General features: G+C 50.0%; 29 protein-coding genes and 4 tRNA genes. 16 read left to right on the plus strand and 17 right to left on the minus strand.

The window, feature by feature from the left end; all coding sequences use genetic code 11:
- The first annotated feature begins 20 nt into the window (after positions 1 to 20).
- Complete coding sequence (locus tag NOC_RS18420) at positions 21 to 152, plus strand: hypothetical protein (protein WP_002809096.1); 132 nt, start codon at positions 21 to 23, stop codon at positions 150 to 152.
- A gap of 1 nt (position 153) precedes the next feature.
- Positions 154 to 441 carry a hypothetical protein gene (locus NOC_RS11990; RefSeq protein ID WP_002809212.1) on the plus strand — a complete coding sequence of 96 codons (288 nt, stop codon included), beginning with the start codon at positions 154 to 156 and terminating at the stop codon, positions 439 to 441.
- 427 nt (positions 442 to 868) lie between these two features.
- Here the strand turns inward: NOC_RS11990 and NOC_RS11995 are convergent.
- Positions 869 to 944, minus strand: a tRNA-Lys gene (locus NOC_RS11995).
- Positions 945 to 1025: 81 nt separating this feature from the next.
- Positions 1026 to 1101 (minus strand) — tRNA-His (locus NOC_RS12000).
- A gap of 886 nt (positions 1102 to 1987) precedes the next feature.
- On the opposite strand from NOC_RS12000, the gene NOC_RS12005 reads away from it, so the two are divergent.
- Positions 1988 to 2323, plus strand: a complete 336-nt coding sequence (locus NOC_RS12005) for a hypothetical protein (RefSeq protein ID WP_011330905.1) — start codon at positions 1988 to 1990, stop codon at positions 2321 to 2323.
- Positions 2324 to 2338: 15 nt separating this feature from the next.
- Positions 2339 to 3142 (plus strand): GIY-YIG nuclease family protein, encoded by an 804-nt coding sequence (locus NOC_RS12010; protein ID WP_002809235.1) that lies wholly within the window; start codon positions 2339 to 2341, stop codon positions 3140 to 3142.
- A gap of 542 nt (positions 3143 to 3684) precedes the next feature.
- Here NOC_RS12010 and NOC_RS12015 read toward each other — a convergent pair.
- Both NOC_RS12015 and NOC_RS12020 read right to left on the minus strand, forming a co-directional pair.
- A tRNA-Arg gene (locus NOC_RS12015) sits at positions 3685 to 3761 on the minus strand.
- Positions 3762 to 3819: 58 nt separating this feature from the next.
- Positions 3820 to 3896: transfer RNA gene (locus NOC_RS12020), tRNA-Pro, on the minus strand.
- A 165-nt stretch (positions 3897 to 4061) separates the two neighbouring features.
- On the opposite strand from NOC_RS12020, the gene folD reads away from it, so the two are divergent.
- A complete protein-coding gene (folD, locus tag NOC_RS12025; RefSeq protein WP_002810507.1) occupies positions 4062 to 4916 on the plus strand; it encodes a bifunctional methylenetetrahydrofolate dehydrogenase/methenyltetrahydrofolate cyclohydrolase FolD in 855 nt (284 codons plus the stop codon).
- Between the two features lie 32 nt (positions 4917 to 4948).
- Here the strand turns inward: folD and cysS are convergent, their stop codons facing one another.
- The 3 genes from cysS to NOC_RS12040 all read right to left on the minus strand — a co-directional run bounded on the left by cysS (position 4949) and on the right by NOC_RS12040 (position 8168).
- Entirely contained in the window at positions 4949 to 6406 is a 1458-nt protein-coding gene (gene cysS, locus NOC_RS12030; RefSeq protein WP_002808606.1) for a cysteine--tRNA ligase, read from the minus strand.
- 18 nt (positions 6407 to 6424) lie between these two features.
- Complete coding sequence (gene gltX, locus NOC_RS12035) at positions 6425 to 7843, minus strand: glutamate--tRNA ligase (protein WP_002811478.1); 1419 nt, start codon at positions 7841 to 7843, stop codon at positions 6425 to 6427.
- 172 nt (positions 7844 to 8015) lie between these two features.
- Entirely contained in the window at positions 8016 to 8168 is a 153-nt protein-coding gene (locus tag NOC_RS12040) for a hypothetical protein (protein WP_002809190.1), read from the minus strand.
- A gap of 94 nt (positions 8169 to 8262) precedes the next feature.
- Between NOC_RS12040 and NOC_RS18245 the strand changes: the two genes are divergently transcribed.
- The 3 genes from NOC_RS18245 to lpxH are packed head-to-tail and all read left to right on the plus strand — an operon-like array spanning position 8263 to position 9828.
- The gene (locus tag NOC_RS18245; RefSeq protein WP_081430979.1) at positions 8263 to 8409 is read left to right on the plus strand and encodes a helix-turn-helix domain-containing protein; all 147 of its coding nucleotides are present in this window, start codon (positions 8263 to 8265) and stop codon (positions 8407 to 8409) included.
- A gap of 57 nt (positions 8410 to 8466) precedes the next feature.
- Positions 8467 to 9060: a peptidylprolyl isomerase gene (locus NOC_RS12045; protein ID WP_002808572.1), complete on the plus strand. Its 594-nt coding sequence runs from the start codon at positions 8467 to 8469 to the stop codon at positions 9058 to 9060.
- 15 nt (positions 9061 to 9075) lie between these two features.
- Positions 9076 to 9828: a UDP-2,3-diacylglucosamine diphosphatase gene (lpxH, locus tag NOC_RS12050; RefSeq protein WP_002809310.1), complete on the plus strand. Its 753-nt coding sequence runs from the start codon at positions 9076 to 9078 to the stop codon at positions 9826 to 9828.
- On the opposite strand, the gene NOC_RS12055 is transcribed toward lpxH, so the two are convergent.
- From NOC_RS12055 to NOC_RS12070, 4 genes are all read right to left on the minus strand, one after another.
- Positions 9819 to 10556: a DsbC family protein gene (locus NOC_RS12055; RefSeq protein WP_002808900.1), complete on the minus strand. Its 738-nt coding sequence runs from the start codon at positions 10554 to 10556 to the stop codon at positions 9819 to 9821. The two genes, lpxH and NOC_RS12055, sit on opposite strands and share 10 nt — an antisense overlap.
- Before the next feature lie 15 nt (positions 10557 to 10571).
- Positions 10572 to 11054 carry a YajQ family cyclic di-GMP-binding protein gene (locus NOC_RS12060; RefSeq protein WP_002809460.1) on the minus strand — a complete coding sequence of 161 codons (483 nt, stop codon included), beginning with the start codon at positions 11052 to 11054 and terminating at the stop codon, positions 10572 to 10574.
- Positions 11055 to 11136: 82 nt separating this feature from the next.
- Positions 11137 to 12054 carry a site-specific tyrosine recombinase XerD gene (gene xerD / locus NOC_RS12065; protein WP_002808811.1) on the minus strand — a complete coding sequence of 306 codons (918 nt, stop codon included), beginning with the start codon at positions 12052 to 12054 and terminating at the stop codon, positions 11137 to 11139.
- The gene (locus tag NOC_RS12070) at positions 12051 to 12527 is read right to left on the minus strand and encodes a methylated-DNA--[protein]-cysteine S-methyltransferase (protein ID WP_002808893.1); all 477 of its coding nucleotides are present in this window, start codon (positions 12525 to 12527) and stop codon (positions 12051 to 12053) included. The genes xerD and NOC_RS12070 overlap by 4 nt, the downstream gene beginning before the upstream one ends.
- 89 nt (positions 12528 to 12616) lie before the next feature.
- Between NOC_RS12070 and NOC_RS17540 the strand changes: the two genes are divergently transcribed.
- Positions 12617 to 12910, plus strand: coding sequence for a hypothetical protein (locus NOC_RS17540; protein ID WP_036497447.1), 294 nt, complete (start codon positions 12617 to 12619; stop codon positions 12908 to 12910).
- On the opposite strand, the gene rplS is transcribed toward NOC_RS17540, so the two are convergent.
- From rplS to ffh, 5 genes are all read right to left on the minus strand, one after another.
- The gene (gene rplS, locus NOC_RS12080; protein WP_002809179.1) at positions 12907 to 13254 is read right to left on the minus strand and encodes a 50S ribosomal protein L19; all 348 of its coding nucleotides are present in this window, start codon (positions 13252 to 13254) and stop codon (positions 12907 to 12909) included. The two genes, NOC_RS17540 and rplS, sit on opposite strands and share 4 nt — an antisense overlap.
- On the minus strand, positions 13251 to 14009 hold the full coding sequence (trmD, locus tag NOC_RS12085) for a tRNA (guanosine(37)-N1)-methyltransferase TrmD (RefSeq protein ID WP_002809519.1): 759 nt from the start codon (positions 14007 to 14009) through the stop codon (positions 13251 to 13253). Before trmD ends, rplS begins: the two co-directional genes overlap by 4 nt.
- 31 nt (positions 14010 to 14040) lie before the next feature.
- Positions 14041 to 14568: a ribosome maturation factor RimM gene (rimM, locus tag NOC_RS12090; RefSeq protein ID WP_002809448.1), complete on the minus strand. Its 528-nt coding sequence runs from the start codon at positions 14566 to 14568 to the stop codon at positions 14041 to 14043.
- A gap of 15 nt (positions 14569 to 14583) precedes the next feature.
- Complete coding sequence (rpsP, locus tag NOC_RS12095; protein WP_002808978.1) at positions 14584 to 14826, minus strand: 30S ribosomal protein S16; 243 nt, start codon at positions 14824 to 14826, stop codon at positions 14584 to 14586.
- 84 nt (positions 14827 to 14910) lie between these two features.
- On the minus strand, positions 14911 to 16269 hold the full coding sequence (gene ffh / locus NOC_RS12100; protein WP_002811778.1) for a signal recognition particle protein: 1359 nt from the start codon (positions 16267 to 16269) through the stop codon (positions 14911 to 14913).
- A 167-nt stretch (positions 16270 to 16436) separates the two neighbouring features.
- Here ffh and NOC_RS12105 point away from each other — a divergent pair, with 167 nt between their 5' ends.
- The 7 genes from NOC_RS12105 to NOC_RS12135 all read left to right on the plus strand — a co-directional run bounded on the left by NOC_RS12105 (position 16437) and on the right by NOC_RS12135 (position 24253).
- Entirely contained in the window at positions 16437 to 17285 is an 849-nt protein-coding gene (locus tag NOC_RS12105; RefSeq protein ID WP_002809407.1) for a cytochrome C assembly family protein, read from the plus strand.
- 172 nt (positions 17286 to 17457) lie between these two features.
- Positions 17458 to 18780 (plus strand): HlyC/CorC family transporter, encoded by a 1323-nt coding sequence (locus NOC_RS12110; RefSeq protein ID WP_002811393.1) that lies wholly within the window; start codon positions 17458 to 17460, stop codon positions 18778 to 18780.
- A gap of 79 nt (positions 18781 to 18859) precedes the next feature.
- Positions 18860 to 19939, plus strand: a complete 1080-nt coding sequence (locus NOC_RS12115) for a hypothetical protein (RefSeq protein ID WP_002810447.1) — start codon at positions 18860 to 18862, stop codon at positions 19937 to 19939.
- Between the two features lie 32 nt (positions 19940 to 19971).
- Positions 19972 to 22374 carry an AsmA family protein gene (locus tag NOC_RS12120; protein WP_244859970.1) on the plus strand — a complete coding sequence of 801 codons (2403 nt, stop codon included), beginning with the start codon at positions 19972 to 19974 and terminating at the stop codon, positions 22372 to 22374.
- Positions 22375 to 22396: 22 nt separating this feature from the next.
- Positions 22397 to 22915 carry an SRPBCC family protein gene (locus tag NOC_RS12125; protein ID WP_002808946.1) on the plus strand — a complete coding sequence of 173 codons (519 nt, stop codon included), beginning with the start codon at positions 22397 to 22399 and terminating at the stop codon, positions 22913 to 22915.
- The gene (gene mutY, locus NOC_RS12130) at positions 22912 to 23976 is read left to right on the plus strand and encodes an A/G-specific adenine glycosylase (RefSeq protein WP_002809447.1); all 1065 of its coding nucleotides are present in this window, start codon (positions 22912 to 22914) and stop codon (positions 23974 to 23976) included. The genes NOC_RS12125 and mutY overlap by 4 nt, the downstream gene beginning before the upstream one ends.
- Positions 23977 to 23980: 4 nt before the next feature.
- The gene (locus NOC_RS12135) at positions 23981 to 24253 is read left to right on the plus strand and encodes an oxidative damage protection protein (RefSeq protein ID WP_011330907.1); all 273 of its coding nucleotides are present in this window, start codon (positions 23981 to 23983) and stop codon (positions 24251 to 24253) included.
- Here NOC_RS12135 and thiO read toward each other — a convergent pair whose 3' ends face one another.
- The gene (thiO, locus tag NOC_RS12140) at positions 24254 to 25384 is read right to left on the minus strand and encodes a glycine oxidase ThiO (RefSeq protein WP_002810848.1); all 1131 of its coding nucleotides are present in this window, start codon (positions 25382 to 25384) and stop codon (positions 24254 to 24256) included. It abuts the gene before it with no gap.
- Positions 25385 to 25576: the final 192 nt, after the last annotated feature.

A 25576-nucleotide genomic window follows, 5' to 3' on the forward strand; every position in this document is an offset into this window, starting at 1 on the left:
GAAAAAGGACTTTGCTTACCATGAAAAAAGTTATCCACAATGATTTTCAAAACCCCACCTTCCGCAAGCACATGGACGATTATCTAGCCCTCAACGAAACCTTGGGGGATTCCCACCTGCGGATGGGGATATCAAAGCGGTGCATTGATTGATATGGAAATTAAACTGGTGCCGGTTCGAGAAGATGATATAGGCGGTACGCTCAATTGGGAGAACGGAGAGTTTACAGGGTTTCGCTCGGGGGTGGTGACAGAAGAGGCCCAACATGCGCTCAAGCTCGGCTATGTCTCCTATACCCCGCTCGCCCTCTACAGCGACAAAAGCCCTTTTGAGGACAAGGAAGCCTTGGCCATTGTGTTGATTAAGATGGGTTACAAGCTGCCTGAAAACCTAGCCGAGAGCGTTACCTTTACCGACCGCCCTGAAGGAGTGATTTACTAAAACCTGGACGACCTGCCCGAGGGGATGGATGCTCAAACCATGGAGGACATTCTCTTAGCGACCGGGTTTAGCAAGAAGGAAGGCCGGTATACTTATACCTTGCCGGGCTGGTAATCCCCCATCAATAGGGGGCTGTCTCACCATGAGGCAGCCCTTCTGCTCCCTGAGAGAATTGAGTTTCGAATAACCTTATACTTTGTAGGGTTAATCAAGCGATATAAAAGGCCACACCTTTACAAAGGGGAGCGCGTTTCCCTCTTCTTTGAGGGGGGGCAAACCGTTTGCAGCGCCTCCACGAAGCGAGCCCCCTTCCCCCTGGTTGGAATGCTCTTTCTTTTAGGGGCTCAATTTTCTTCTAACACTTACATAGCACTTACCCGGGCAATTTCCCTAAGCGGCTATCTTTCGGTAAGTCGCTGTTTTTAAATGGTGGGCCATCAAGGACTCGAACCTTGAACCAACTGATTAAGAGTCAGCTGCTCTACCAATTGAGCTAATGGCCCAAAAAGCCTGCTATAAATTTTACTCGTAATGTTGTTTCTTGCCCCTATTAGATTAAAGGTGTAGGAAACAATTGCTAAATTTGGGGTGAGCGATGGGATTTGAACCCACGACCACAGGAGTCACAATCCTGCGCTCTACCAACTGAGCTACGCCCACCATAAAAACCAATAATTATACCTCAGTTACGCGATAAAATGCAGTCTTTAACCGTATACATGGTCCGCCTGGTAGGATTCGAACCTGCTGTCCTGGTGCTTAGAAATGCTTCGTTTCAACCAGAAGAAATGCACCCACTACCCCCTTACAACCAATAATAATCAATAGCTTATATTAAATTACCAAACCTTCTTAGTGCTATAACAAAAGCAAATTTGCACGACGATTGCTAATTTCAATTCGCCCAACTCGCTTTTAATTATGGCAAAAATAAAAGGCTAAATATAGTCTTTCGTCGTACTTACGCAACCGAGCAGGATCACATGCCAGTTCATCAACCGCCGCTGCGGCTGTTTCCTCTAACCAAAACTCGCGAAACTTCTGACCTTTAGCCCAGGAAATACTTCGCCTCCAGCACCTGCTGCCAGGTCTACCCCATCTATTCAAAGGCAACTAGGCTCCTTCTCCCATTTCCGGAAGCCGTGGATACAGGTTCGGGCTGTCCCCCAACACCATCTTATGGCTACCCTCTGCTCTTTAAGTGGTGAGACGGTAGTTTCGGCTCTGGCTCGTTAGGCTGCGCTCAACGCCCAAACATGGAAGTCTTGTTCAGGGAAAAGCTCATAATATTCCACATCTATTCTCCTCTAATCTCAACTCACTAACCGCCCCTAGATTAGGCCATGTTATCAAGGTGTACATAAAGATTAAATTGAGAAGGGGGGCACTTCCTGTCCGGTCAATTTCCAAAATACCAAAAGGATATTTTAATTCCAACTTCTAAAGAGCGAAAAAAAGCTACCGATAAAGTATCAAAGTACGTATAAAAATTTAGGATAGAAAAACTCCTCCTTGTCAAAAAATAATACCATTAAAAAATCTTACAATGTTTCGATTGATAGCGGCTTTAGCACTCTTCCTCTTTATAGTTAATGTAACTATCGCAGCCGAAAAACAAATAGTTTGCGCTAAATATAGAAAAGACTACGGTTGGTCTTCAGGATATAGAGTTGAGGCAACGATCATTAAGGGGGTAGAACTTAATAAAGCCACAGTAACCTTTAACTACAAACCGATTTCAACGTATGTCGTTATATTCTGGGATAAAGGGCAGGCTAGTATTATTGAGCTAGATTTCCCAATTTTAACTGGGGTTGGTCAGCCTGGAGAAGATCAAAAGGGCAGAAAATGGAAAATATCCAAAAGTAGCATTTGCTTTTAGGTGGACGTTAGTTTAATGAGTAGAGGATACATCTATATATTAACCAATCCCTCTTATGAGAAAAATTTACTTAAAATTGGCAGAACTTCTCGCTCTCCCGAAATAAGAGCCGAAGAAATATATAAAAGAGCCACTGGCGTTCCTACCCCATTTAAAGTTTCTTTCAAGAGAAAAGTTTTAAATTGCAAGGAAGCTGAAAGACTTATACATACCCGTTTGAAAACCTATAGACCTCATAACTCTAGGGAGTTTTTCAAATTATCTATAAATGAAGCCGTAAGTATTGTAAATCAGGTTTGTGAAGAGATAGATCACTTAAGTACTCCAAATCAAGAAAACGAGAAGTATAAACAAAATCCTCCCCGGAAGGTTTCAGTACCACAACGAATTCCTGGCTATTTCTATCTTTATAATAATTTTGGTAAATTGAAATACGGACTTACAGTTAACAATCCTTTTGGGGATAGAAATTTAAACATATTGATTTGTTATAAAGTTTATGATGGCAAGGCTGTATCAGCAGTCCTAAAGAAGAATCGTAATATCGAAAAACAAGGAGGCAGTTGGATACTATCTTTCAGAGAAATTATTTCTATGTCTGGATCGAACTATAGTATTCTGAAAGAGCAAGAACCCAGTCCTAACGGGGATCAGGTAGAAACTAATTCTCCACCTAAATATAACACTCCAAAAAGCCAAACACCTGATTCAGAATCTAAAATAAAATATCGGGAATCAAAGCCTAGCTGGCTTCAGTGGGTACTGTTTGTGTTAGCGAAAATAGCTTTAGTAGCCGGAAGCCAGGGTTATTTTGGCTAAGGCCGTTAATAATAATTTTAGAACACGATCTACTTTATTTCTAGTGCTAATCGCCTATACCTACCACAGTTTTTAGGTAAACTTATTTGTTTGCACCGGATTCCTGTGGGGGATGATTAATATTCCAGCCTATAAGGGCATGATTGATTGCTCGACTGATAAGAATAATTAGCAGTTTGATCGGCTTCAGTCTTTAGACAGTAATCTCTAAATTGGATGAGGCTTTAGGAGTTAATCCAGTCAGGCTGTATTTACCTAACCATTTTGGTTAGTTCTAGAAGGTACTTCTTTAGTATATCTATCAAGTATTTCACCAAGTAAAGAATTTCTCTTTCAATCTCGCTCTCTAATTGTTTATTCAAACTAGAGCATTCTTCCTACCCTTCAATGATTTATTAACTAACGTATGTCCTTTTACTCTGGCTTTTCTTACCGGCGATCCCTTCTTTTTCTAATTGTAGCTACTATTTATCCTTTTGTTGTAGCAAAATTGTGCCATAGATAATAGCTATACTCATTATAAATGATATCGTATATTAATATGGCGCGCCCGGTAGGATTCGAACCTACTACCCTCGGCTTAGAAGGCCGATGCTCTATCCGAATGAGCTACGGGCGCATGGAACGGCATCCCCACAACTCATGGGCTAACTAATATGCCGCCGCTACAAGTAAACTGGTCGGGGTAGAGGGATTTGAACCCCCGACCCTCTGCTCCCAAAGCAGATGCGCTACCAGGCTGCGCTATACCCCGAAACATGAAATATTAAGGTGAGCCGGCGAATGCGTCAATGTATTTTCTCTTCTCTTGCCGACTATCTGATTCTGGCCCCGCTTTTTTAGCAGTCTTTCCTCTCATGCAATTATAATAACAAATTATGCTCCCCATTACTGAACTATTAACAATTAAGGATCATTCATGAGCGCTAACATCCTTGACGGGAAAGCCATTGCCGCCAATATTCGGCGAAACATCAAAAAACGAGTTCAAGAAAGAATAACAGCCGGACTCCGCCCGCCAGGATTAGCAGTCATACTGCTTGGCAGTGATCCCGCCTCCCAAGTCTACGTTCGTAACAAGCGCCGCGCCTGCGAAGAAGTGGGTTTCAAATCCTTAGCTTATGATCTGCCGGCAGATACCACCCAGGCTAACCTACTCGCGCTCATCGACCAGTTAAACGCAGATTCAACCGTAGACGGGATTTTGGTCCAATTGCCTCTTGGAGGACATATTGATGCTGAGCAAGTGATCGAGCAAATTCGCCCCGATAAAGACGTGGACGGCTTCCATCCCTATAATATTGGGCGACTAACTTTGCGCCTTCCCCTGCTTAGACCCTGCACACCTCATGGCGTGATCACCCTTTTGCGCACCACGGGGCAAGACCTGAGAGGCTTGGAAGCGGTTGTAGTTGGGGCCTCTAATATCGTAGGACGGCCTATGATGCTAGAGCTGTTGCTGGCTGGTTGCACGGTAACTATTTGCCACCGTTGGACCCGTGACTTACACAAGCCTATTTCAGAAGCCGATATCGTAGTTGCTGCCGTGGGTAAACCCCACTTAATCCAAGGAAAATGGATCAAGCCTGGCGCAACGGTTATTGACGTGGGTTTTACCCGGCAACCGGACGGTACCTTAACCGGTGACGTAGAATTCGAATCGGCCCGGCAGCGGGCCTTGTGGATCACGCCTGTGCCTGGCGGGGTAGGCCCCATGACCATTGCGACCTTGTTACAAAACACCCTTTACGCTACAGAAAAACTACACGAGTGAGGGTTTTGCTGGACCATAGGTGGGTTAAAATGCTAGCCTCGCCGCCAGAGAGTTCCTGCCGCTGTATCTTCCAAAGTAATGCCTTGGTCCTTCAGTATTCCACGAATACGATCCGCTTCAGCCCAGTCTTTATTTTTACGGGCAACCGTCCGCTGGGCAACTAACTGCTCAATGCCGTCATGGGAAAGGACGGCTTCTTCCCCCGCCGCGGCAGTGTCAGGAATAGCGGCTACCTGGCGGGAATCGCGCAGAAACTGCTCAGGCTCATGGGCCAGCAACCCTAAAATACCGCCCAAAGATCGTAGCAGCACAGCTAAAGATTGCCCCTTCTCGGTATCACCTGCCTCGCGAGCGCGGTTAAGGGCATGGCGGACTTCATTTAACAGGGCCAAGGCTTCAGGAGTATTAAAATCATCGTCCATAGCTTCCCGAAAGCGCAACACAAAAGGATCTCCCCCATCGGTAAATTCCCAGCTTAATCCTTGCGCGGATGCTCGGTCTTCGCCTCTTGGTATTCCCCGTAGCGCCGTATATAAGCGGGTCATGGCGGCTTTAGCGGTATCCAGTTGCTGCTTGGTATAGTTCAAAGGGCTGCGGTAATGACTAGAGAGAATAAAATAGCGCAGCACTTCGGGATGATAGTGCTCCAAAACTTCACGCACGGTGAAAAAATTACCCAAGGACTTGGACATTTTCTCATCATTCAGCCGCACGAAGCCATTGTGCATCCAATAGTTGACGAACTTACCGCCTGTCGCCGCCTCACTCTGGGCAATCTCGTTCTCATGGTGGGGAAACTGGAGATCCTGACCGCCACCATGAATATCAAAATGAGTCCCTAATTCCTGGATAGACATGGCCGAGCACTCAATGTGCCAGCCAGGGCGTCCTGGTCCCCAGGGCGATTCCCAAGCAGGCTCACCGGATTTGGCGGCTTTCCACAGGACAAAATCCAAGGGATCGGTTTTAGCCTCGTTCACTTGAACCCGTTCGCCAGCCCGCAAGTCTTCTAAGTGCCTGCCAGAAAGGGCGCCATAACCCTCGAAATGGCTGACATCATAGTAGATATCCCCATTTTCTCCTTGATAGGCATAACCTTGGTCCAGCAATTGCCGTACCATGGCCAGGATGGCCTCCATGGATTCTGTGGCTCGCGGTTCCCGATCCGGGGGCAGTATCTGAAGGCTTGCTTCATCCTCATGCAGGGCCTGAATGTAACGGGCGGTTAGGGTATGAATACTTTCTCCCCTTTCATTGGCGCGGTGAATGATTTTATCGTCGATATCCGTGATGTTCCGCACATAGATCACTTCAAATCCACTGGCCCGTAGATAGCGAACCACCATATCAAAGACGACCATAACGCGGGCATGGCCCACATGGCACAGATCGTAGACCGTCATGCCGCATACATACATGCGCACCTTGCCGGATTCAATGGGAATAAATTCCTCTTTCCTCCGGGTTAAACTGTTATAGATACGCAACATAAACGAATTCCTGAAATTTTAATACGATTGGTCTACGCAGTTTTGGAGTCGCTGTCGAACCCGCGCTACCCCCATCAAAGGAAGCAAGCGAGCCAATTCTGGGCCATCTAACTCTCCAGTAAAGGCTGCCCGCAAAGGGAGAAAAAGCGACCGGCCTTTTGCGCCCGTAGTTTGCTTGAGTTGAGCAGCAAGCGCTTTAAAATCGGTACCAGAACCGTCAACAGCGGCTAATGCCTGGGTAAAGAATTGGGCGCCCGCCTCATGGATAATGGGTAAGATGCCGTCCTTGAGCACAAGCTCTTCGCTAAAGAGCACTTTCGCCCAATGAAGAGCATCTTCAGGTAAAACTACGTTAGGCCGAACAGTTTCGATAAAATCCTGATATTTATCGGCTGGTACCTGGGAAGCGGCTACCGGCGCTAGCCACCGCTCCAAGGTGTCAAGATCACAGCGAGCCAGGGCCTCCCGTTGCCAATGATGAAGTTGTTGTGGATCAAAGCGTGCCGGTGCCCTCCCCAGCCGCGCCAAGTCGAATTGAGCAGCCAGAGTATCCAAATCCAGAAAACCGCTATCTTCATAATGATGACCTAGCCGAGCCAGATAATTACATAATGCTTCTGGCAAATAGCCTGCCTCCCGTAATTCCCGGACGCTGCGACTCCCGTGACGCTTGGAGAGGGGAGCGCCATCGCGGCCCACGATCATGGCAATATGTCCATAGCGAGGTATCGGCAGCCCCAAAGCCCGGAGTAACAGGATTTGGCGCGGGGTGTTGGTCAGATGATCCTCGCCCCTCAAGACATGAGTAACACCCATCAGGGCATCATCTAGAGCATTGCTAAAAAAGAACGCAGGTGAACCATCAGTACGCCGGATTATAAAATCACCGATATCTCCCGTTGCAAAACGCTGGGGACCCCGTACTAAATCCTCAAATTCGATAGTGGTAAGGGACGGCACACGAAACCGCAGAGCGGACTTAAAGCCTGCCGCTAATTTACCTTCTACTTCCTCGGGGCTGAGACGGGCACAGGTTCCCGGATAGCGGGGGGCTTGGCCTGCAGCTAACTGCCGCTTGCGCACTCGCTCAAGTTCCTCCTGGGAACAAAAACAAGGATAGGCCAATTTTTCAGCCTCTAAACGCTGAAAATCAGCCTGGTAAACAGAACGCCGCTGGGATTGCCGGTAAGGCCCTGCTTCTCCTTCCACTTCCGGCCCCTCTTGCCATTCCAGAGCTAACCAGCGCAGATCTTCCATCAATGCCGTCACATATTCCTCGCTACTCCGTTCCTGATCTGTATCTTCAATCCGCAGCAGAAACAGGCCACGGCTGCGCCGGGCTAGCAGGGCATTAAACAAAGCGGTACGTATATTTCCCAGATGCAAGAGTCCACTGGGGCTTGGGGCAAAACGGGTCTTAAGCGCAGTTTTATTCATGGCTTAGCATAATAATAGAAAAATCAGCTAGTCACAAAAATTACTGGCTTAGAATTTTTCTCGTTGGGGCTAAAACATGGATGTTTAGCGACCCCCTAGTAAGGTTGCCTGCCTGTGCGTGTCCGCACGCAGACAGGCGAAGTGAAACGGCGCGCCGAACGGGAGGGCCGCATTACTTGCGTTTTGCCATGAATTCCCGTTTCACGGCCTCCGAGAGAAGGGTCTCCGTCATATTTGCAATCGACCTGTTTTGTTGTTTTGCCATCTCGACAATTTTGGCGCGTAGCTCGGCATCTATCCGAAGGTTCAACGTTTCTTTTTTCATTGCCGGAACAACCTGTTTGTGTTACATTCAATTTATGGTAACATAATGCGCCTACCCCTTCAGGTTCTACCCCACAACTGCGCAAAAGCGGCAATTGGCTATTGAGCTTAGCCCTGCCCGGTTTGTATGGAACTGGGCGTTGGAAACCCGAACGAAGGCGTACCAGGAAGACAAGGTGAGAAGGGACCGAACTGCTGTCAGTCATGGCGAAACTCCAAATAACGATATTCGCGTAATATAGCCAGTTTCAGAAATCTAATTGATAATCCTTAATCTCAATCAAAACAGGTTTACATTTATGCACGCTTCCCCAAAAACACTTACTTTCCTTTTGCTTGGCATATTTAGCTTCGCGGCTGAAGCAGGCGGTGGAGCAGTATCTCCGGATCAGCCACAGGTTAAATTACAAACTACCCTGGGTGATATTGTGATCGCACTCAATCCGGAGAAAGCGCCCGTCACCGTAGAAAATTTTCTCCGCTATGTGAACGAAGGCTTCTACAACGGTACTTTGTTTCACCGGGTAATTGACAATTTTATGATTCAAGGCGGCGGCTTCGATACCGATTTTAACTCCAAATCAACCCACGATCCCATACAGAATGAAGCAGATAACGGACTTAAGAACGAGGTAGGGACCATCGCCATGGCACGTACTTCTGATCCCCATTCAGCTACCGCTCAATTTTTCATTAACGTCGCCAACAACGCTTCTCTAAACCACCGGAACCAGGATCGCCAAGGCTGGGGTTATGCGGTTTTTGGCCAGGTCATCGAAGGCATGGACGTGGTCGATGCCATCAAAAAAGTAAAGACAGGCAGCAAAGGGAATCACAGAGATGTCCCCTTAGAGCCTGTTATTATCGAGCAGGCCACCGTCGTGGAGAATTGATGATAGCGGGACTCCATGGCTACATTTTTCATCTCGGACCTTCACCTCGGAACAGGCAAAACTGAGATTCAGTTACGGGCTATCGAGTTCCTCTCCCAGGAGGCGCCTTATGGAGATGCCCTCTATATCCTGGGTGACCTGTTTGACTATTGGATCGGAGATGATGCGCCCACAGCGGAGGGCCTGGCCATTATCACGGCCCTCCGCCGCCTGGCAGATGTCGGTGTAACTCTCCATTTCCTTTCTGGAAACCGGGATTTTCTGGTGGGTCAGGTGTTTTCTCAAGCAAGCGGCTGCCAAATTCTGTCCGATCCTGCCATCATTGACCTCTACGGAGTCCCCACCCTGTTAATGCATGGGGATACGCTTTGCACGGACGATGTGGCCTATCAACGGGCCCGGGCCCGGCTACGCCGGCCAGCTATTCTCCGAACTTATCTGGCCCTACCAAAGTCCTGGCGCCGCGCTGTTGCCCAGCGCTTGCGCCGCCAGAGTCAGGCCCATGTTCAACACCAACCCCTAACAATCATGGACGTAAATCAAACCGCGGTTGAAACGGCCCTCCGAATTCATGGGGTCAAACAGCTCATCCATGGCCATACCCACCGTCCAGCGGTACACCATTTTACCGTTGATGGCCACCCCAGACAACGGATTGTCCTTGGCGACTGGGATCGTGGAAAGAGCGCCCTTAGCTGCACTCCAGAGGGGTTTCATTTTTCCGATTCTCGGATATTAGAACCGCGCTTTGGCAACCTTCAGGGGTGAGCCGCCACCTTTTGTTCCAAGAGATTAACGAGTGCTTGGGGACGGACTAGCCCTGGCAACACCGTACCATCTTCCAGCATCAGGGTCGGAGTAGCATTAACCCCCAAAGATTGACCGAGTTTAAACTGATCAGCCACGGGATTCTCGCACTTAGCAGTATCTTCAACCGATTTCCCTGCCTTGGCTTGAGTCATTGCCTGATGGGGGTCCTTAGCACACCATACCTCTACCGCCTTGTCATAGGAGGAAGAGCCAATACCGGCACGGGGAAAGGCAAGATAACGGATTTTAAGCCCCAAAGCATTGTACTCTTCTATATGCTGGTGTAATTGGCGGCAGTAACCGCAATCAATATCGGTAAAGACATTCACGGTGTGTTTTGCCTGCTTTGGTCCAAACACAATCATATTCTGTTCATCTAGGTCGCTGATCGCCGCAGCCCGTATAACCTTGAGCCGCTCCTCGGTCAAATTAGTCCGGGTTGCCAAGTCGACCAACTGCCCTTGCACCATATAACGGCCATCCTGGCTCAGATAAAACACTTGCCCTTCCAGCACCACTTCATAAATGCCAGGAATAGGCGCCGGTTTGATGCTTTGTGGCTCCACTCCCGGCACTAATTTTTGCAGAGATGCCCGCACCGCCTTGATTTCCTCGTCTCCAACCACAGAAAATGAGAGCGTAACCAATCCCCCCGCCAATAGAAAACCCAGTAATTTCTTTCCCATCGTTATGCCCTAATATTAATCACGAAAGTTAATGTACTGCAGGGGTAAATCCAAATCGGCCTCCCGCAGCAAAGCAATCACTTGCTGTAAATCATCCCGTTTTTTGCCTGAAATTCGCACTTGCTCTCCTTGAATAGCAGCTTGGACCTTGAGCTTGCTCTCCTTGATTATTTTGATGATTTTACGGGCGGTATCCTTATCGATACCTTGCCGTACTTGAATGGACTGGCGGGCCCGCTTCCCTATGATTTCTGGCTCCTTAGCTTCTAGACAATCCACATCCACCCCCCGCTTAGCAAGCTTAGTATCCAGTATGGTTCGCATCTGTTGAAGCTGAAATTCACTCTCAGCAACCAATATGAGTTCTTCTTCTGACTTCTCAATATGAGCCTCGGTTCCACGAAAATCGAAGCGGGTACCGATTTCACGATTAACCTGGTCAATGGCGTTTTGTAGTTCATGCTTGTCAACTTCAGAAACCACATCGAATGTAGGCATTGCAAGGATCTCCTTAAACAGGGTGACGCTAAAAAGCTATAGCAGGACACGGGGAAATTTAAGCAGCCGTATCAAATATGCTTTAGCCGCGAGGATGATGCTGCTGGTGAAGCTGTTGCAAACGAGCTCTAGCCACGTGCGTGTAAATTTGCGTAGTCGAAAGGTCTGCATGCCCAAGCAAAATTTGCACTACCCGCAGATCCGCCCCATGATTCAAAAGATGGGTGGCAAAAGCGTGGCGCAAAGTATGAGGTGAAAGGGCCTTTTGGATACCAGACTGGCGGGCATAACGCTTAATCAGATACCAGAAAGCTTGCCGACTCATGGCGCCGCCGCGCCGGGTCAGGAATAATATTTCATTAACCTGACTCCTAACTAATCCTAGACGGGCTTCACGGCAATAACGGTCAAGCCAGCTCAGCGCAACTTCTCCTAAAGGCACCAAACGTTCTTTATTGCCTTTACCACTTAAATAGACTACTCCCTGCCGAGGATTCAATTGAGGAAGAGTTAAATTAACTAATTCAGAAACCCGCAGTCCGGTAGCATATAAAGTTTCCAACATCGTTCGATCCCGTAGTCCCAGGCTATCCTCAGTCTTAGGGGCGGCTAATAAGGCTTCCACTTCCTCTTCACTCAATGACTCGGGCAAGAGCCTCCCAAGCCGAGGGGACTCCACACGATCACTGGGGTCGTTGTCGCGGATTTTCTCCCCCATGAGATAACGGTAAAAACGGCGTAGGCTAGAAACCGAACGGGCAACGCTTCTAGATTTGTCGCCCCCTTCCAAGCGGTGCGCTAGATAGGCCAGCAAATCTTCCCGTTGCGCCCCAATGAGGGTTCGTCCCTGGGAGTGCAGCCAGCGGGAAAATCTCTCTAAATCACGGCGATAAGCCGCTAGAGTATTCTCCGCCAGCCCTTCTTCTAACCATAAGGCATTCAGAAAGCGCTCCAGGTGCCCCTGATCGGCTGAGAAGCGAGCCTGTTCAGAGCTTATCATCCTCCCTCCGTCTCATGCCGCAACAGCCATGCCTTGATATCCAGGTAAGGCCCCTCCGTAGCGCCACTATAACCCCCCAAACCTTGGCTGGAAATCACCCGATGGCAAGGGATAAAAATAGGTAAAGGATTGCTGCGACAGGCAGCGCCTATCGCTCGTGGGCTGGTTTTTAATTTCTTGGCAAGCTTGCCATAGGTGACCGTCGAACCTGGTGGTATAAGGCGCAAAGTATGCCAAACCCGCTTCTGAAATGCTGTTCCCTGTGGCAGGAGAGATAATGTAAACATGACTCTAGGATCGGCAAAATAAGCTTGAAGTTGAGCGAGCGCTACCCGCGCAGTGGAGTCTGAGGGAAAATATTCTGGAATATTAGGTGGCAAAAAATCCAGGCCGATCAAAATATTTCCAGAAGTGGATAATCCCAACTTGCCTAGAGGGGTGGCTACAATCGCCCCATAAACGGAATGCACCATAGCCTTGCTCCAAAAACCAAAAAAGGCACTTCAATCTGAAGTGCCTTGGCTAGCCTTTATCTCATTTATTCAAATTTTGGAGTTTCGCCATGACTGATGTCGATTTTGTTCCTACAAAACCTCATCCGCCTGGAAAATTCGCGCTTCAACGGGTGCCTTGGGCTGGCCACGACTTAGCGCGCAAGGCCCTCAGTTTGGTATCACCCTCCACGCGCATCACTTCCCCTCCTCCCGAGGATAGGTCGCGCTTGTGGCAACGGGAAAATCATAGCGCGAATTCATGGCAAAATGCAAGTAACCTGGCCCTCGTGCTCGTAGCAAAGTTTCACTTCGCACGCTCGCTGAGGGGGTCGTTCACTATCCATGGAGAGCTCCAACGTTAAATCTTTTCTTTAATACGGGCCGCCTTGCCTCTCCGCTCCCGCAGATAATAGAGTTTAGCACGGCGCACATCACCCCGGCGTTTAACCAGAATACTTTCTAAGGTAGGACTATGGGTCTGAAAAACCCGCTCAACCCCTTCCCCATGAGAAATTTTGCGCACGGTAAATGAAGAGTTGAGACCACGGTTACGCTTCGCAATCACAACCCCTTCAAAGGCCTGTAAACGTTCACGCGTGCCCTCTTTCACCCGAACCTGCACCTGAACCGTGTCTCCTGGACAAAATTCTGGTAAATCTTGCTTTAGCTGCTCTGATTCAATTGCCTTAATAATATTATTGCTCATCTCGGTTCCCTATGTTCCGCCTGATATTCCCGAATAAACTCAGCAAGTAAGTGTTGCTGCTCCAGATCTAATATCCGCCTACTCAATAAATCCGGCCGCTTAAGCCAGGTCCGACCCAGTGCTTGCTTTAACCGCCAGCGACGAATAGCTTTATGATCGCCGCTTAGTAACACAGGCGGCACTCTATAACCCTCAATTACCTCCGGGCGCGTGTAGTGAGGACAGTCAAGCAAACCATTAACGAAGGAATCCTGCTGAGCGGACTCCGCTGCACCTAATACACCGGGTAGCAATCGCGCCAAACCGTCTATTATTACCATGGCCGCTAGTTCTCCACCGCTCAAGACATAATCGCCGATGGACCATTCTTCATCGACTTCCATTTCGATGAGACGCTCATCCACCCCTTCGTAGCGGCCTGCCACAAAAAGCAAGGATTCATTGCTAGCCAATGCCTCCAATCCCGCTTGATCTAGCCGTCGCCCCTGGGGAGAAAGATATAAGACTCGGCAACCTTTCCCTAACTCGGCGCGTCCCACGTGAATAGCATCGCGGAGAGGCTGAATTCCCATCACCATACCCGGCCCCCCACCATAGGGCCGAGCATCTACGGTGCGGTGCCGATCATGGGCGAAATCTCTTGGATTCCAAAAATTTAATGATATTTTCCCTTGTTTTAAGGCACGCCCGACCACCCCGGAGTCCCATAGCGCATCAAACATACCGGGAAACAGGGTGATCACGCCAAAGCGCATCTTCAACTCCCCTCCCAGGGTACTAGGAAAACTAGAAATCCGGATCCCAATCGACAGTCAATAATCCTTGCTGGAGGTCTACTTGCTTAACGATCATTCCCATCAGGAAGGGGAGTAACCGCTCCCGCTCCCCTCGAACGACAAGTACGTCATTTGCTCCCGTCTCCAGCAAACGGTCGACCTGGCCAAGCACCTCCCCTTGCAGAGTGATCACCTGCAGCCCAATGAGGTCACTCCAATAATATTCGCCCTCTTGGGGAGGGGGCAGCTGATCCCGATGAACAGCAATTTCACAACCTACCCAGAGAGCCGCCACATCCCGCTCATCGATTCCTTCCAAGGCAACCACAATTCCCTTGCCTTGGACGCGTCCCTTCCTTAACCGACGCGCTTGCCAGGCTCCATTCTGCTGCAGGTACCAAGGCTCATAATCCAGAATATTATTCCGGGGTTGGGTATAGGAATACACCCGAAGCCAGCCCTGTACGCCATATAACCCCGAGATACGTCCGACGAGGACATAACGCTTATCGTCAGTCGCTTCCTGCCCTAGCTCCACTAAATAGAATTTTTTCTAGGCTGAATAAGATTTAAATAGCTGGGCGACCCGTTCGGAAGGCTGAGCCCCCTGAGATAACCAATAGTTAGCCCGCTCCATATCAATTCGCAGAGGGACTTCTCCCCCCGCCGCAATAGGGTTAAAAAAGCCTAATTGTTCAATATAGCGCCCGTCACGCTTGCTGCGCTTATCGGCCACCACAATACTATAAAAAGGACGTTTTTTCGCCCCTCCTCTCGCCAAGCGGATTATTACCATTGCACCTCTTGCCTCGTTGCACTTTAATCTTTGTGAAAAACTAGCAGATTTTACGCGAAATTCTCAGGCTTGAGAAGCGTAGCCTCAGAAGGGCATCCCCGGCGGAAGCCCCCCTTTCATTCCCCTCATCAGCTTAGCCATCCCTCCTTTGCGCGACATCCGCTTCATCATCTTTTGCATCTGGGCAAACTGCTTAAGTAAACGGTTGACCTCCTGAACCTGAGTGCCCGACCCAGCCGCAATGCGCCGTTTGCGAGAACTTCTAATAATTTCCGGCCGTTGGCGCTCACGGGGAGTCATGGAATTGATAATCGCCCCAAGACGGATCAATTCCCGATCATTAACCTGATCGGTCGCACCCGCAGGCAAGTTGATTCCCGGTAATTTATCAAGCAAGTTCGAAACTCCGCCCATTTCGCTCATTTGCTGCAACTGCTGACGGAAATCTTCTAAATTGAAACCTTTTCCCTTCTTAAGCTTTTTGGCAAGCTTCTCCGCCTTATCTTTATCAAGCTTCTGCTCTACCTCTTCCACCAGGCTTAACACATCGCCCATACCCAGTATGCGGGAAGCCAAGCGATCTGGATGAAAGAGTTCAAGGGCGGCGGTTTTCTCCCCAACGCCTAAAAATTTGATAGGCTTACCCGTGATCTGGCGGATAGACAAGGCTGCCCCACCGCGAGCATCGCCATCAACCTTGGTGAGAATAACCCCCGTCAGCGCTAGAGAATCATTAAAAGCCTGGGCCGTATTCGCGGCATCCTGCCCGGTCATACTATCCACCACGAATAAGGTCTCAACCGGCTTCACTGCGTCATGTAAGCGCTTGATCTCCGCCATCATCAAGTCGTCCACATGCAACCGACCCGCAGTATCAATAATAAGCACATCCAACACTTGGGTCCGGGCCTGCTGAATCGCCCCCTGGGCAATAGCAACCGGGTCTTCGGTAGGCTTGCTTGGGTAAAACTCTACCCCCACCTCGTTGGCGAGGGTTTCAAGCTGTTGAATCGCTGCTGGTCGGTAAACATCGGCACTAGTCACGAGCACCGACTTCTTTTGCTGTTCCTTCAGCCAACGGGCGAGTTTGGCTACCGTGGTTGTTTTACCAGAACCCTGTAAACCCGCCATCAAGATTACGGCGGGAGGGCGGACATCCAACTTCAGTCCTTCCGCAGCCTCTCCCATAACCGCCATAAGCTCTTCATGGACGATTTTAATAAACGCCTGGCCTGGCGTAAGACTGCGCAACACCTCCTGGCCAATCGCCCGCTCCCGAACCTTTGCGACAAAATCCCGCACCACTGGTAACGCAACATCCGCCTCCAGCAACGCAACGCGCACCTCACGCAAGGTATCTTTGATATTATCCTGAGTAAGGCGCGCTTGGCCCCGTAGCCGTTTTAGCGTGTGGCCAAGACGTTCCGTCAAGTTATCAAACATCAACCAATCCCTTAAAAATCTTTATAAGAGCTTCAACATAGAACGTATAATTATAGCGTGAATAATATTCTCTACCCAACAGGCGCATCTTCAGATTAGAGACTCAAGTTCTCTTTAATAAAGCCGGATGTTATGGGATGATGGGATTATACTTGAATAAATAAGCCATGCTGAATATATCGATTATGCCTCTAGAGAGTCTGCTTGGCATTGTTTGTTATTGTGCTGCCGGCATCGCTCTAGGCTGGTGCTTATTAAATGCCAATGCCAAAAAAGGCAAGCGGAGCGCCAGCAAACAACTCGCAGGCCTATTGGGGCTAGCGGGGGTAGTTTTTCATAGCTTCGTGCTAGCTAACCATCTTTTTACAACCTCTGGAATCAGCCTTAGCTTTACCGACGCGCTGTCCGCCGCGGCCTGGCTAATGGCCCTGCTCTTACTAGCCGCCAGCCTCAAAAAACCCATAGAAAATATGGGAATTGCCGTCTATCCCTTTGCGGCCATTGCGCTCGGGACGCAAGATTTATTTCCATCCCAGCATATCGTCGTTAAATTCAGCGCCGAATCCGGCGTGATGAAGCCTTTGGAAATTCACATTCTAATCTCTCTGGTAGCCTACAGCCTGCTCGCTTTGGCAGCCATGCATGCCCTCCTGCTGGCGGTCCAAAATCACCAGATCCGGAATAAGCATCCAGGCGGCTTTATCCGCGCCCTACCGCCCTTGCAGACCATGGAAACCCTTCTATTCCAGATTCTCACGGTGGGGTTTGTGCTGCTTTCACTGAGTTTATTCAGCGGCATTCTCTTTCTAGAAGATATATTTGCCCAACACCTTGCCCATAAAACCGTATTCTCGATCGTTGCTTGGCTGGTGTTTGGGATCTTGTTATGGGGGCGTTGGCGCTCCGGCTGGCGGGGGCGCACGGCAATCCACTGGACTCTATGCGGTTTTTTCTTCCTGATGTTAGCCTACTTCGGCACTAAATTGGTACTAGAAATTGTATTACAACGCACTTAGCCTTATGATAACTTTATTTTTACGATACGGATCTATGTTGAGTGCTGCCCAAAGCTAGACCGAGTTGCCCACGATGGGCTGATATCCTTGCAAGCAATAAATATCGCCATCCCACACTGTTGCCTCCTGGTAGCACTTAGCTTCCCATGGCCGGTGCCGAGTTTCTTGGCAGATGCTTGACGAAATTTCTCTAGAATTTTTGTTTGCTACGCTGGTCGCGTTATTAATCATCTCTGCCTGTTTTTCCAGTTCGGAAACAGCACTGATGAGCCTTAACCGCTATCGGCTGCGGCACTTAGAGCAAGCCCAGCATCCAGGGGCAATGCGTGCTGCTCGCCTGCTTCGCCGCCCTGATCGGCTCATTAGCCTTATACTTCTTGGTAATAACTTCGTCAATATTCTGGCCGCCTCGATAGCCACCGTCATTGCCGTACGGCTATTGGGGAATGAAGGGATCGCAGTTGCCTCCATTGTGCTCACAGTAGTAGTGCTATTGTTCGCCGAGGTAACTCCTAAGACCCTAGCGGCTTTGCATCCAGAACGGGTTGCCTTTCCCGCCGCTTATGTCTTGGATCCTTTGCTAAAGCTTCTTTACCCCTTAGTGTGGCTTATTAATATCGTTGCCAACGCCTTGCTCGGTCTTTTTGGCGTTTACCCCCACCGGGGGTCCGCCACTACCCTGAGCCAGGAGGAATTGCGCGTAGTACTGAGCGAAACCGGGTTGTTAGTCCCCAAACGGCACCAGCGCATGCTACTGAGCATTCTCGACCTAGGGAAAGTAACGGTCAATGACGTCATGATTTCTCGCCATGAGATCGATGGCATCGATATTAACGACTCCATGGATAGTATTGTCACCCAGCTAACTCACTGTGCACACACCCGTTTATACGTCTACCAAGACAACATTGATCATGTCGTCGGTATTCTGCACTTGAGAAAAGCACTGCACCTTATCGCCAGTAATAATCTCCATAAAGAAAGCCTGCAAGCTATCATTAAGGAACCCTATTTCATCCCCGAAGAAACCCCCTTAAATCTTCAACTGTTAAATTTTCAGCGATGCAAACGGCGGACTGGCTTAATCGTAGACGAGTATGGTGATATTTTGGGTATGGTTACGCTGGAAGACATCCTAGAAGAAATTGTGGGTGAATTCACCGCCGATGCCATTGATAGTGAAAGAGAGATACATCCGCAATCGGATGGCAGCTATTTAGTTGCCGGCAGCAGCAATATTCGGGAGTTAAACCGGATTATGCAATGGGATCTCCCTATTACCGGCCCAAAAACCTTAAACGGCCTCATTATTGAGTACCTGGAATCTATTCCAAGCCCAGGTATCGGCTTGCGCCTCGGCCAGTACCTTATCGAAATCGTTCAAACTAGCGGAAATGCCGTGCGCACAGCCCGCATACGGCCACCTGAAGATATAGAAGGCACTGGGATTGTAACTCCCGAACCACCTGGTCTTCCCCCCCAAAATCAGTCATAGATCATCTCGTTTCCCACGTGAATCCTTTATGATTTCTCCTTCCAGCCTGAGCCAATCGAAAAATTTATAAACTCTACCCATGGTGGATAGCAAATTTAATAAAAAGGGGGGAAAACCGCAGCGCACTGAACTTAACTTACATTCCGGAATCAAATCCAGCCTTGCCGCAACGGACTCCTCCTGCCCATTTCTGCTCTCCACCTCCCCCTTGCTGGACTATGAAAATCCCCTCGTAGAGACCCGCGAGAGCAAAGTGAGGCAGTGGACCCGCAAACTGCCAGTGATGAATTTGTTCCAGTCCACCCAGGCCTTGCTAGATGTCTTGACTCTGTTCAACGAACAACCTCTCCAGGAAAAACACCGGGTTCAACTGCTCGATATTTATCGCGTTCCCATTAACACCATGCTGCTTAGCTTTGATCCGTTGCATCTGCGCCAACTTCCCATCCCTCCAGCGCAGCGGGAACAGGTTGCTCAGAATATCGCCCGCCTTCCTCTCATGTTAGCGGATGGCTATAAAACCGTCATCAAGCAAGGGTATGCGCGGGGCCGCGAGCCAAAACAAGATAGTATACTGCTGCTAGCCGCCACCCGGGCTTGCGAGCAACTGGGCCATACTATGCTGCATCGCTATCGCCTATCCCACCCGATTCCCCCTCGGCTCTATCTTGAACTTCATCAACTCTACCGCTACGCTGAACACTATCAAGTGCTTGATTGTATACCCCACGCCACCAAACCGGTCGGCACCGAAAAAAATATCGCCATGACCCATAAGGAACTGATGTTACTAGCCATTGTCGAGCCATCCCGACTAGCTAGTGACGAAATCATGCCGAGCTATGAGCTGCTGGGGAAATTACTGACCCATGTGAGAATTGCCCCTCCCCAAGCTTCTTCTGGAAAAATGAACAGCTTTGTTATTGATCTCAGCAAGGATCATCCACCTAAGCCTTTCGCCTTTCTAGAGATTTCTTTGGAAAATGAGAATCTGCGTCTTTTTGATACCTCTTCCCTTCTCAAGAGATTGGGTGAATTACTGCATCAGCCCGAGAGTCCTTCAATCACACCGATACCTCTAAGAAATACCCAATTGCTGCGGCGCTTAACCCCTTACCTCAACGCCTCCTACCAACGCCCATCCCCTGGGAAGCCATGAGCAAGCAAAAAACTTATAAGGAACCCCTTTCAATGAAAAAATTTTTAAAAATCCTCTTCTCAACTCTCCTTGTCATTATTCTGCTAATTGTGATTGCGGCTGTCGTTCTGCCTTTTGTTATTGATCCTAACGACTTCAAGCCGCAAATCACAGCTCAGGTCGAGAAAGCTACAGGCCGGGAGCTCACACTCGGGGGGGATATCAAGCTCAGCGTCTTCCCTTGGTTAGGCGTAGATGTCAAGGAAGTCAGCCTCAGCAATGCCCCTGGCTTTGGGAAAACTCCCTTTGCTAAAGTCTCTGACATGGAAGTACGGGTTAAGCTAATGCCCCTGCTCGAAAAACACCTTGTGATGGACACGGTAGTGCTTAATGGCTTGGATCTTAACCTAGCCCGCAACGCCCAAGGAAAAACCAACTGGGCAGATCTGGCCGCCGGAGAATCCCAACAAACCCCCTCCCAAGAAGAAACGGCCACCGAAGGGGAAAGCCCGCCCCCTCTGGCGGGAATAGCCATCGCCGGACTTAAAATTGAAGCGGCCCGCATCGACTGGCGCGACGAGGTGAAAGATGTTCGCTATACCATCAAAAAACTTAATTTAGATACCGATCCTCTCGTACCTGGAGAACCCACCCAGATAAAGCTCGACTTTGACTTTGTCGCAAGCCAGCCGGACGTTCACGGCCACCTGGACTTTGGCGGAAAAGTGACTGCCGACATGGAGGCCAATCACTACCTTCTCCAAAATACAGACCTGCAGCTTACCGCTGCCGGACCAGCGCTGCCTATTGAACAACTGGCGTTGCAATTAAATGCTGATATTGATGCCTTCCTTGCCAAGCAACAATTGACCGTGAGCGATCTCAAGCTCACCAGCCAGGTAAAAGGAGAGCAAGAAGTACAACTTACTCTAAACACTTCCCTGGAGGGAAATCTGGCGGCCCAACAATACCACCTTAATGACCTTCAGCTAGAAACCCAAGTGGAAACGCCCCAATTTCCCGAGCCCATAAACGCTACCCTGGCTACCACGGCAAGCCTAGATCTCAACGGAGAAACCTTAGCGCTGCAAGACCTCTCCCTCGCTACGCTTGGCATTAAACTAAAAGGCCAAATCAAAGGCGCCAACATACTGACTGACCCCAACTTTAAGGGCCAACTAGTTAGTAACCAATTCAACCCCCGCCATGCGGCTGAAGCCCTGGCCCTCGAACTTCCTCCTACTGGCGATAAATCGGCCCTCAGCAAAGCCCGGCTGGCACTGAAATTCTCCGCCTCCCCCCAGGATTTCGACGCCAAAGCGCTGGCGGCTAAACTAGACGACAGCACCCTTAAGGGCGCCGTGGCGGTGCGTAATTTCCAGCAGCCAGCCATCCGTTTTAACTTGGCCCTCGATACTATTAATCTAGATCGCTATCTCCCGCCACCTTCCGAAAAGACCTCCCAATCCCCACCCCCAGCCCCAACCTCCCCTGGCAGTGCTGCGGCTGGTGCGGCGTCTCTTCCCCTTGATGCTTTACGTGCCCTTAATGCTAGCGGAACATTCAAAATAAGCGAACTCACCGTAAATGGCGTTCACAGCGAAGGCATCCGTATTACTTTGGCGGCCAAAGACGGACTGGTAAAGCTTCATCCCTTATCCGCCAAACTCTATCAGGGCAGCTACACGGGAAATATCCGCCTAGACGCCCGCAATACTCCCCCCAAATTAGCTATTGATGAAAAGCTTGCTGGCGTTAAAGCTGGCCCCTTGCTGCAAGATCTGACGGGCGATGGCAAAATAACGGGCACCGCCAATATCAACGCCACTTTGACGGCCACTGGCGCCACGCCTAAGGCCATCCAGCGCACCCTCAACGGCACCGCCGGTTTTTCCTTTACCGATGGAGCCGTCAAAGGTATTAATATCGCCCGCCTCATCCGGGAAGCCAAAGCTACCCTGGAGGGCAAACAGTTACCCCCCAACAGGGAGCCAGAACAAACCGATTTCGCCCTACTGGAAGGGACGATAGCGGCAACCAACGGTATCCTAAGAAATAACGATCTAAAAGCCCAATCCCCCTTTCTCCGGGTACAGGGCCAGGGGACCGCTAACCTGGTCCAGGAAGATTTGGACTATCAATTGAAGGTAGCTATTGTTAAAACTCCCAAGGGTCAGGGGGGAGAGGGCCTCGCTAAATTGAAGGGTATCACTATTCCCATCAAGATTAGCGGCACTTTCACCCAACCCAAATACGGCATTGACCTAGAAAGCCTTATCAAAGCGAGAGCCGGAAAGCTTATTGAAGAGAATAAGCAGGATATTCAGAAAGAATTAGAAAAGAAGTTGGATAAGCTCCTGGGAACCGAATCTGATCAAGGTAATGGTGAAACACCCTCGTCGCCCGAGCAACAATTAAAAGAAGAGCTTAAAAATAAATTGAAAGGAATTTTCTAAATTTAAATCTCTTCTACTAACCATGTTCAGCCGGGCAGAAGCCCCTGGTGTCCAAAACCTTGAGGTATCACGCCGCTATTCTGGCTATATTGTTAACGGCCAAGTACGGCTGCAAGCACCCCTGGAAGCCGTGCGGGCACAGCTATTGAATTTTAATCATATGGACCGCTTGCATCGGTGCATCCAAAGAAGTGAGCTGCAATACTGTTTTCCAGATGGCCGCCATCGGGTGTGTGTCCAAGTCCGATTTTGTATTATACGGTTTGGGTTTGCGCTTCAAAGCATCCAAGACTTTACCTGGAATAAATATACCATTCAGGCCGTGATGCTGCCGGAAAAAGGTGATTTCACCCACGGAAAAATATGCTGGAATCTTACTCCCAACGGTAGTGAAGGCACCCAACTCCGATTCAGGGTGGAATTAATCCCCGCCTTTTGGATTCCTCCTCTGATTGGCCCCTGCTTGCTTAAACGTATCCTCCTGGAAAAAGCTCGTGAAATCACTCAAAACCTGGAACGTTTGGCTACTATGCTGCCATGAACAAGAGCGACTTCAGCCAACGCCTGCTTACCTGGTTTGACGCCTATGGACGCAAGGATCTGCCTTGGCAACAAAATCCTACCCTCTACCGGGTCTGGGTCTCGGAAATTATGCTGCAGCAAACCCAGGTAGCTACCGTCATCCCCTATTACCAGCGATTTATCGAGCGTTTCCCTAGCCTGCCAGCCCTCGCCCACGCCTCTGTGGATGAAATTCTCGGACTCTGGGCAGGACTAGGCTACTATGCCCGGGCCCGGCGCCTGCACCAGGCGGCCCGGATAGCCTGGGAAACCCATGGAGGGGAATTGCCCGCTACTCTTGAGGCGCTCATGGAATTACCAGGAATTGGCCGTTCCACCGGCGGCGCTATCTTGGCCCTGGCCCTGGGTCAGCGTTACCCCATTCTGGATGGCAACGTCAAGCGGGTACTGACCCGGCAGGAGGCCATCGAGCATTGGCCGGGACAACCAAAGGTGGAAAAGCAGCTCTGGCAGCGGGCCGCAACGCTGCTTCCTCGAACCCGCCTGGCGGACTACACCCAAGCCATCATGGATCTGGGGGCTACCGTCTGCACCCGTCATCGCCCTCATTGTCCCTCCTGCCCCGTCAAGAAAACTTGTCAAGCCCATCTCCAAGAAAACCCGGAAGCTTATCCCCGTTCCCGCCCTCGCAAGCGTTTACCCCTGCGCGCTACCTGTATGTTAATTCTGCTTAATGATCAGGGAGAGGTTCTATTGGAGCGCCGCCCGCCCGTAGGAATTTGGGGTGGGCTATGGAGTTTCCCCGAGTGTCCTCCTCAAACGGAGGCGGCTCTGTGGTGCCAGGAACAGTTCGGCTGGCCTATTGGAGAAGTTCAGCATTGGCCTCCTTTACGTCACCATTTCACCCACTTTACCCTTGATATCCAACCAGTCATAGCTCGAATTCGCGGCGAGGCCCGGCAAGTCATGGAACCTAACAGCCAGGTCTGGTATAAAATGGAGCCCATGTATAAGCGCGGTCTCCCGGCCCCCACCCTCCGGCTATTAAAGCGGCTGCGCGAACCATCAAAAGGTGAATAAAGTAATGAGCCGTACCGTACATTGCGTCAAACTGGACCACGAAGCCGAAGGCTTGGATTTTCCTCCCTACCCTGGGGAACTGGGTAAGCGCCTATATGAGCAAGTCTCCAAGGAAGCGTGGCAGATGTGGATGAAGCACCAAACCATACTCATCAACGAATACCGTCTGACCCTTGTAGATCCCAAAGCCCGGCAATTTTTAGAACAAGAAATGGAAAAGTTCTTCTTTGGTGAAGGCTCGACGCCTCCCCAGGAATACACTCCACCTGAGCAATAACTAAACCTCCCTTCTCTCTTTTGAATTAGAGCGTGAGGAGGGGGAGCACGGAAAAACATAGGGCGCCGGATCTAGACTAGATGTCCGCTCTAGAAGAATATCTCTCAATAAACAAGCCGATGCGGGAGCAGTGACCACTCCATTGCGAAAATGACCGGCATTGACATAAAGGCCCTTTATGGCGGGATGCGCTCCAATATAGGGAATACCCTGGGGCGAGCCCGGGCGCAACCCCGCCCATTGGTGCGTAACGGGGAGAGACTTCAGCGCGGGCACCAAGGTATAAGCGGCTTCGCGGAGTTCCTTTGAAGCCTCTGCCGTGGTGGATTTATCGAAACCAGTATACTCCAGGGTGCTCCCGGCAAGGATGTGCCCGTCCCGGCGGGGGATTAGATAATACCCCCGCCCCATGATCATTTTTGACAACAGCCCAGGTTGCCCTCGAAAAAGGATCATTTGCCCTCGCACTGGCTCTACCGGCAAATGGATTCCACTTTCAGTCAGGAACTGCCCGCTCCATGCGCCCCCCGCCACGACTACCCGCTCTGCGGCCAGGGAAGCACCTTCAGTAGCTACCCCCGTTATGGTTTGATTACGAACAAGCAAGCCCGTCGCCTTAACCCCTTCTAAAACTTCTACACCCAACTTTTTCAAACTCTGGCGTAATGCCCGCACCAACCGGGGAGGGCGCACCTGAGCGACTTTTGGCATCCATAACCCTGCGGCTCCGGCATCTTCCCCCAAAGCCCCTTCCCATTGCCTCGGATCGCACCCCTTAAAAACCTCCAGCACCGCTTTCCAGCGTTCTGCCCAACGCCGCGCCTCCAACCCCTCCGCCACTACTCCTAGCATTAGCAGACCGCTAAGAGTCCATTCCGGGTCCACACCGCTTTCCCGCCAAAGATCCTGGCACAGCCCTTCATATCGCGCCTGACTCCAAGCGGCGAGGGCGCTGACTCCATCCGGATAGCGCCAAGGATAAAGAGGCGAGAGGATCCCTCCCCCAGCCCAGGAGGCTTCTTGTCCGGCCTGGCCCCGTTCAATCAAGACCACTTTCAAGCCGCTCAAGCGTAATTCCCGGGCGCTCAACATACCCATAAGACCGCCCCCGATGATCACCACATCAGGCATTTTTATTTTCTTAGACACGCCGTAATCTCAATTATTAACCCTTAGATTGGGAGATGAAAATTTCGGGTATTTTGAAAAACACCGGTTTCAATCGCTGTCTTTACGATAACTGCCATTATACCTGTGGGCGGCTGCTTAAATTAAATCCACTTTCTGCCGAAAAGAAAGGATAGCGTTTTTAAATTAGCAAAC

It is taken from the genome of Nitrosococcus oceani ATCC 19707 (assembly GCF_000012805.1).
GTDB lineage: Bacteria > Pseudomonadota > Gammaproteobacteria > Nitrosococcales > Nitrosococcaceae > Nitrosococcus > Nitrosococcus oceani.

What these genes read in the sequence shown, in the direction of transcription:
- NOC_RS12010 (WP_002809235.1), top strand. Translation starts at nt 2,339, where the DNA reads ATGAGTAGAGGATACATCTATATATTAACCAATCCCTCTTATGAGAAA.
- NOC_RS12060 (WP_002809460.1), bottom strand. Translation starts at nt 11,054, where the DNA reads ATGCCTACATTCGATGTGGTTTCTGAAGTTGACAAGCATGAACTACAA.
- NOC_RS17540 (WP_036497447.1), top strand. Translation starts at nt 12,617, where the DNA reads ATGACTGATGTCGATTTTGTTCCTACAAAACCTCATCCGCCTGGAAAA.
- NOC_RS18420 (WP_002809096.1), top strand. Translation starts at nt 21, where the DNA reads ATGAAAAAAGTTATCCACAATGATTTTCAAAACCCCACCTTCCGCAAG.
- ffh (WP_002811778.1), bottom strand. Translation starts at nt 16,269, where the DNA reads ATGTTTGATAACTTGACGGAACGTCTTGGCCACACGCTAAAACGGCTA.
- NOC_RS12125 (WP_002808946.1), top strand. Translation starts at nt 22,397, where the DNA reads ATGTTCAGCCGGGCAGAAGCCCCTGGTGTCCAAAACCTTGAGGTATCA.
- NOC_RS12040 (WP_002809190.1), bottom strand. Translation starts at nt 8,168, where the DNA reads ATGAAAAAAGAAACGTTGAACCTTCGGATAGATGCCGAGCTACGCGCC.
- rpsP (WP_002808978.1), bottom strand. Translation starts at nt 14,826, where the DNA reads ATGGTAATAATCCGCTTGGCGAGAGGAGGGGCGAAAAAACGTCCTTTT.
- thiO (WP_002810848.1), bottom strand. Translation starts at nt 25,384, where the DNA reads ATGCCTGATGTGGTGATCATCGGGGGCGGTCTTATGGGTATGTTGAGC.
- NOC_RS12045 (WP_002808572.1), top strand. Translation starts at nt 8,467, where the DNA reads ATGCACGCTTCCCCAAAAACACTTACTTTCCTTTTGCTTGGCATATTT.
- rplS (WP_002809179.1), bottom strand. Translation starts at nt 13,254, where the DNA reads ATGAGCAATAATATTATTAAGGCAATTGAATCAGAGCAGCTAAAGCAA.
- NOC_RS12115 (WP_002810447.1), top strand. Translation starts at nt 18,860, where the DNA reads ATGGTGGATAGCAAATTTAATAAAAAGGGGGGAAAACCGCAGCGCACT.
- xerD (WP_002808811.1), bottom strand. Translation starts at nt 12,054, where the DNA reads ATGATAAGCTCTGAACAGGCTCGCTTCTCAGCCGATCAGGGGCACCTG.
- lpxH (WP_002809310.1), top strand. Translation starts at nt 9,076, where the DNA reads ATGGCTACATTTTTCATCTCGGACCTTCACCTCGGAACAGGCAAAACT.
- NOC_RS12055 (WP_002808900.1), bottom strand. Translation starts at nt 10,556, where the DNA reads ATGGGAAAGAAATTACTGGGTTTTCTATTGGCGGGGGGATTGGTTACG.
- NOC_RS12105 (WP_002809407.1), top strand. Translation starts at nt 16,437, where the DNA reads ATGCTGAATATATCGATTATGCCTCTAGAGAGTCTGCTTGGCATTGTT.
- NOC_RS12110 (WP_002811393.1), top strand. Translation starts at nt 17,458, where the DNA reads ATGCTTGACGAAATTTCTCTAGAATTTTTGTTTGCTACGCTGGTCGCG.
- gltX (WP_002811478.1), bottom strand. Translation starts at nt 7,843, where the DNA reads ATGAATAAAACTGCGCTTAAGACCCGTTTTGCCCCAAGCCCCAGTGGA.
- trmD (WP_002809519.1), bottom strand. Translation starts at nt 14,009, where the DNA reads ATGCGCTTTGGCGTGATCACCCTGTTTCCCGGTATGTTTGATGCGCTA.
- NOC_RS12005 (WP_011330905.1), top strand. Translation starts at nt 1,988, where the DNA reads ATGTTTCGATTGATAGCGGCTTTAGCACTCTTCCTCTTTATAGTTAAT.
- NOC_RS12135 (WP_011330907.1), top strand. Translation starts at nt 23,981, where the DNA reads ATGAGCCGTACCGTACATTGCGTCAAACTGGACCACGAAGCCGAAGGC.
- NOC_RS12120 (WP_244859970.1), top strand. Translation starts at nt 19,972, where the DNA reads ATGAAAAAATTTTTAAAAATCCTCTTCTCAACTCTCCTTGTCATTATT.
- cysS (WP_002808606.1), bottom strand. Translation starts at nt 6,406, where the DNA reads ATGTTGCGTATCTATAACAGTTTAACCCGGAGGAAAGAGGAATTTATT.
- NOC_RS11990 (WP_002809212.1), top strand. Translation starts at nt 154, where the DNA reads ATGGAAATTAAACTGGTGCCGGTTCGAGAAGATGATATAGGCGGTACG.
- folD (WP_002810507.1), top strand. Translation starts at nt 4,062, where the DNA reads ATGAGCGCTAACATCCTTGACGGGAAAGCCATTGCCGCCAATATTCGG.
- mutY (WP_002809447.1), top strand. Translation starts at nt 22,912, where the DNA reads ATGAACAAGAGCGACTTCAGCCAACGCCTGCTTACCTGGTTTGACGCC.
- NOC_RS12070 (WP_002808893.1), bottom strand. Translation starts at nt 12,527, where the DNA reads ATGGTGCATTCCGTTTATGGGGCGATTGTAGCCACCCCTCTAGGCAAG.